This is a genomic window from Brevibacillus sp. SIMBA_040 (genome assembly GCF_046535075.1).
Classification (GTDB): Bacteria; Bacillota; Bacilli; order Brevibacillales; family Brevibacillaceae; genus Brevibacillus.
Genome location: NZ_JAWRXI010000429.1, coordinates 1 through 232, shown reverse-complemented (window position 1 = coordinate 232; position 232 = coordinate 1). Strand labels below are relative to the sequence as shown.

1 protein-coding gene is annotated in these 232 nt (G+C 34.5%); it reads left to right on the top strand.

From position 1 onward, the window contains the following. Positions 1-232 (top strand): hypothetical protein (locus SB752_RS33320; protein ID WP_410719646.1); only part of this gene is annotated, 232 nt, incomplete at both ends.

Here is a 232-nt window from a genome sequence, read left to right as displayed (position 1 = left end):
AAGTAGTCGCACCAAGTAAACCAACTGCTTGGGATAAGATTGTTGTACCTGTAAAAAAGGAACTAACCATAGATATTACTGGTTATGATACAAAAGCTTGTTTTAGAGGAAACAATAAGCACAAAAAGCAAAGTTACATTGTAGATGTAGGTCAGGCAATAGATAGCGGTGATACCAAAAAAACATTTGATACACCTTCTTTCAGTTATCCAATATATTCGGATTTAACGAG